The sequence below is a fragment of the Streptomyces zinciresistens K42 genome (genome assembly GCF_000225525.1).
In the GTDB taxonomy this organism is placed as follows: Bacteria; Actinomycetota; Actinomycetes; order Streptomycetales; family Streptomycetaceae; genus Streptomyces; species Streptomyces zinciresistens.
Window position 1 is genome coordinate 1 of sequence record NZ_AGBF01000342.1, and the last position, 4155, is coordinate 4155.

Consider the following 4155-nt stretch of genomic DNA (forward strand, 5'->3'; position numbering starts at 1 on the left):
GATGACGCGCCCGGCCTCCGGCAGCCACCCCGCCGCCCGCACGCGCGCGTAGGGGCCCGCTGATGGAGGAGACGCCGGCGTCCTGGGCGCCCGCGCGCGTACGGGGGCACCTGTCCCGGCGTACCGTCCCTGCACGTGCCCGCCCCGCGCCCGCGCGCGTACGGGGGCACACACCGACGGTCCGCCCGCACGCGCGCGTACCGGCGGGGCGCCCGCGCCCGGTACACGGACGCCGGTGCGGAAACGCGTTTCACGGCCACCCGCCCGCGCCCCATAGGATTGGCACCGGTCGTCGCCGTTCCGCACCCGCGACGGTGCGGCCGGCCCCGGCCACAACACACGCACTCACCCAGAGGATCGCTGCATGCCTGGCATCACGCGCGAGGAGGTCGCCCACCTCGCCCGGCTGGCGCGTCTGGAGCTGAAGCCCGAAGAGCTCGACCACTTCGCAGGCCAGCTGGACGACATCATCGGCGCGGTCGCCCGCGTCAGCGAGGTCGCCGACCAAGACGTACCGCCGACCTCGCACCCGCTCCCGCTGACGAACGTCATGCGGGCGGACGAGGTCCGTCCGTCGCTCACCCCCGAGCAGGCGCTCTCCGGCGCCCCGGCCCAGGAGCAGCGTCGTTTCAAGGTGCCGCAGATCCTGGGGGAGGACTGACCGCCATGACCGACATCATCAAGCTCACCGCCGCCGAGACGGCCGAGAAGATCGCCACCGGCGCGCTCACGGCCGTCCAGGTCACCGAGGCGCACCTCGCCCGCATCGAGGCCGTCGACGAGAAGGTGCACGCCTTCCTGCACGTCGACCGCGAGGGCGCGCTGGCCCAGGCCCGTGCCGTCGACGACAAGCGCGCCCGGGGCGAGAAGCTCGGCCCGCTGGCCGGCGTCCCGCTCGCGCTGAAGGACATCTTCACCACCGAGGGCATCCCGACGACCGTCGGCTCGAAGATCCTCGAAGGCTGGATCCCGCCGTACGACGCCACGCTCACCAAGCGGCTGAAGGCCGCCGACGTGGTCATCCTCGGCAAGACCAACATGGATGAGTTCGCCATGGGCTCCTCCACCGAGAACAGCGCCTACGGCCCGACCGGCAACCCCTGGGACCTCACCAGGATCCCCGGCGGCTCCGGCGGCGGCTCCTCCGCCGCGCTCGCCTCCTTCCAGGCGCCCCTGGCCATCGGCACCGACACCGGCGGCTCCATCCGCCAGCCGGCCGCCGTCACCGGCACGGTCGGCGTCAAGCCGACGTACGGCGCCGTCTCGCGCTACGGCATGGTCGCCTTCTCCAGCTCCCTCGACCAGGGCGGCCCCTGCGCCCGCACGGTCCTGGACGCGGCGCTGCTGCACGAGGTCATCGCCGGGCACGACCCGCTCGACTCCACGTCCATCGACGCCCCGGTCCCGCCGGTCGTCGAGGCCGCCCGCAACGGCAGCGTGCGCGGGATGCGCGTCGGCGTCGTCAAGCAGTTCCGCGGCGAGGGCTACCAGGCCGGCGTCATCCAGCGCTTCGACGAGGCCGTCGAGGTGCTGAAGGAGCTCGGCGCCGAGGTCGTCGAGGTGGACTGCCCGTCCTTCGACCTCGCGCTGTCGGCGTACTACCTGATCGCGCCCTCCGAGTGCTCCTCCAACCTCGCCCGCTTCGACGGCCTGCGCTACGGCGTGCGGACCGGCGACGACGGCACGCACTCCGCCGAGGAGGTCACCTCCCTCACCCGCGAGGCGGGCTTCGGCGCCGAGGTCAAGCGCCGCGTCATGCTCGGCACGTACGCCCTGTCGAGCGGCTACTACGACGCCTACTACGGCAGCGCCCAGAAGGTCCGCACGCTCATCACCCGCGACTTCGAGCGGGCCTTCGAGCAGGTCGACGTCATGGTCTCCCCGACGACGCCGACCACCGCCTTCGCGATCGGCGAGCGCGCCGACGACCCGATGGCGATGTACCTGGCCGACCTGTGCACCATCCCCACCAACCTGGCGGGCAACGCGGCCATGTCGCTGCCCTGCGGTCTGGCTCCCGAGGACAACCTCCCCGTCGGCCTCCAGATCATCGCCCCTGCGATGAAGGACGACCGTCTGTACAAGGTCGGGGCGGCCGTCGAGGCGGCCTTCGTGGAAAAGTGGGGGCACCCGCTGATCGAGGAGGCTCCGTCGCTGTGAGTAAGGCACTGTCCAAGGCCAAGGGCTTCAAGAAGTCCAAGTCCGGCCTGTACCTGTCCATGGCCACCACCGCGTTCGGTGCGGTCACCGTCGCCAAGCAGGCCAAGAAGGCCCGCGTGGAGAGCGACACGCTGCGCCTCGTCGACGCCGCCGTGTCCGCCGCCGCGATCGCCACCGGCCTCGCCATCCTCTACCGCGAGCTGAAGCGGCTGGGCGACGACGACGTCCTGCTGGGCTGAGAGGGAAGTTTCACCGTGACCACCACGACCGACCTGGTGCCGTACGAGGACGCGCTGGCGTCGTACGACCCCGTCATGGGCCTTGAGGTCCATGTCGAACTCGGCACCAGGACCAAGATGTTCTGCGGCTGTTCGACCGAGCTCGGCCAGGACGCCAACACGCAGACCTGCCCCACCTGCCTCGGCCTGCCGGGCGCGCTCCCGGTCGTCAACGCGACCGGCGTCGAGTCCGCGATCAAGATCGGTCTCGCGCTGAACTGCGAGATCGCCGAGTGGTGCCGCTTCGCCCGGAAGAACTACTTCTATCCGGACATGCCGAAGAACTTCCAGACCTCCCAGTACGACGAGCCGATCGCCTTCGACGGCTACCTCGACGTGCAGCTGGAGGACGGCGAGACCTTCCGCGTGCAGATCGAGCGCGCCCACATGGAGGAGGACACCGGCAAGTCCACGCACGTGGGCGGCGCGACGGGCCGTATCCACGGCGCCTCGCACTCGCTGCTGGACTACAACCGCGCCGGCATCCCGCTCATCGAGATCGTCACCAAGCCGATCGAGGGCGCGGGCGAGCGCGCTCCCGAGGTCGCGCGGGCCTACGTCCGCGAGCTGCGCGAGCTCATCAGGGCCCTCGGCGTGTCCGAGGCCCGCATGGAGATGGGCCAGATGCGCTGCGACGTGAACCTGTCGCTGCGCCCGCACGGCACCGAGAAGTTCGGCACCCGCTCCGAGACGAAGAACGTCAACTCGCTGCGGTCCGTGGAGCGCGCGGCCCGCTTCGAGATCCAGCGGCACGCGGCCGTGCTGGACTCCGGCGGCACGATCGTCCAGGAGACCCGCCACTTCCACGAGGACACCGGGTCGACGACCTCGGGCCGCGTGAAGGAGGAGGCCGAGGACTACCGGTACTTCCCCGAGCCGGACCTGGTCCCGGTCGCCCCGTCCCGCGCGTGGGTCGAGGAGATCCGGGCGGGCCTGCCGGAGCTGCCGCTGGCCCGCCGTACCCGGCTGCTCGCGGAGTGGGGCATCACGGCCCTCGACATGCAGGCGATCCTCAACGCCGGTGCCCTGGAGCCGATCGTCGCCACGATCGAGGCCGGTGCCGACGCCGCCTCCGCCCGCAAGTGGTGGATGGGTGAACTCGCCCGCAGCGCCAACGAGTCGGGCACGTCGCCGGACGAACTGGCCATCACCCCGGCCGAGGTCGCCCGGGTGACCGAGCTGGTCGCGAAGGGCGACCTGAACGACAAGCTGGCGCGCCAGGTCATCGAGGGCGTCCTCGCGGGCGAGGGCACCCCGGACGAGGTCGTCGACAGGCGCGGTCTGAAGGTCGTCTCCGACGAGGGAGCCCTGACCACCGCCGTCGAGGAGGCCATCGCCGGCAACCCGGGCGTCGCCGGCAAGATCCGCGGCGGCAAGGTGGCCGCGGCGGGCGCCCTGGTCGGGGCCGTCATGAAGGCGACCCGGGGCCAGGCCGACGCGGCCCGCGTCAAGGAGCTGATCCTGGAGAAGCTGGGCGTCGGCGAGGGCTGAGACCCGGCAGCCGTACACCCCGAGGGGGCCCGCCGACCGCGGCGGGCCCCCTCGGCACGTCCGCCGCGGACCGCCGGCCGTTCCGGCGGGCGCCGCGCGCTACGCTCGCCCGCCATGAGCGGACGTGGTGATTCCGGGCTATCCGCGACCGGGGAGGACCCGCGCGAGGCCGCCGAGGGCAGGCGGGCCGGGGACCCGGGGGCGGACCCGGGGGAGGACCCCGGGG

Annotated in this window: 4 protein-coding genes; all 4 read left to right on the forward strand. The window is 72.4% G+C overall.

Translation table 11 applies throughout. From position 1 onward, the window contains the following. Window positions 1-364: 364 nt before the first annotated feature. Genes gatC through gatB form a run of 4 tightly spaced genes read left to right on the forward strand, consistent with a single transcriptional unit; the run spans window position 365 to window position 3929 of the window. Window positions 365-661, forward strand: a complete 297-nt coding sequence (gatC, locus tag SZN_RS35920; RefSeq protein WP_007505297.1) for an Asp-tRNA(Asn)/Glu-tRNA(Gln) amidotransferase subunit GatC — start codon at window positions 365-367, stop codon at window positions 659-661. Window positions 662-666: 5 nt separating this feature from the next. Continuing rightward, complete coding sequence (gene gatA, locus SZN_RS35925; RefSeq protein ID WP_007505299.1) at window positions 667-2160, forward strand: Asp-tRNA(Asn)/Glu-tRNA(Gln) amidotransferase subunit GatA; 1494 nt, start codon at window positions 667-669, stop codon at window positions 2158-2160. Then, window positions 2157-2399 carry a hypothetical protein gene (locus SZN_RS35930; RefSeq protein WP_007505302.1) on the forward strand — a complete coding sequence of 81 codons (243 nt, stop codon included), beginning with the start codon at window positions 2157-2159 and terminating at the stop codon, window positions 2397-2399. The genes gatA and SZN_RS35930 overlap by 4 nt, the downstream gene beginning before the upstream one ends. A gap of 15 nt (window positions 2400-2414) precedes the next feature. Further along, the gene (gene gatB, locus SZN_RS35935) at window positions 2415-3929 is read left to right on the forward strand and encodes an Asp-tRNA(Asn)/Glu-tRNA(Gln) amidotransferase subunit GatB (protein ID WP_007505303.1); all 1515 of its coding nucleotides are present in this window, start codon (window positions 2415-2417) and stop codon (window positions 3927-3929) included. Window positions 3930-4155: the final 226 nt, after the last annotated feature.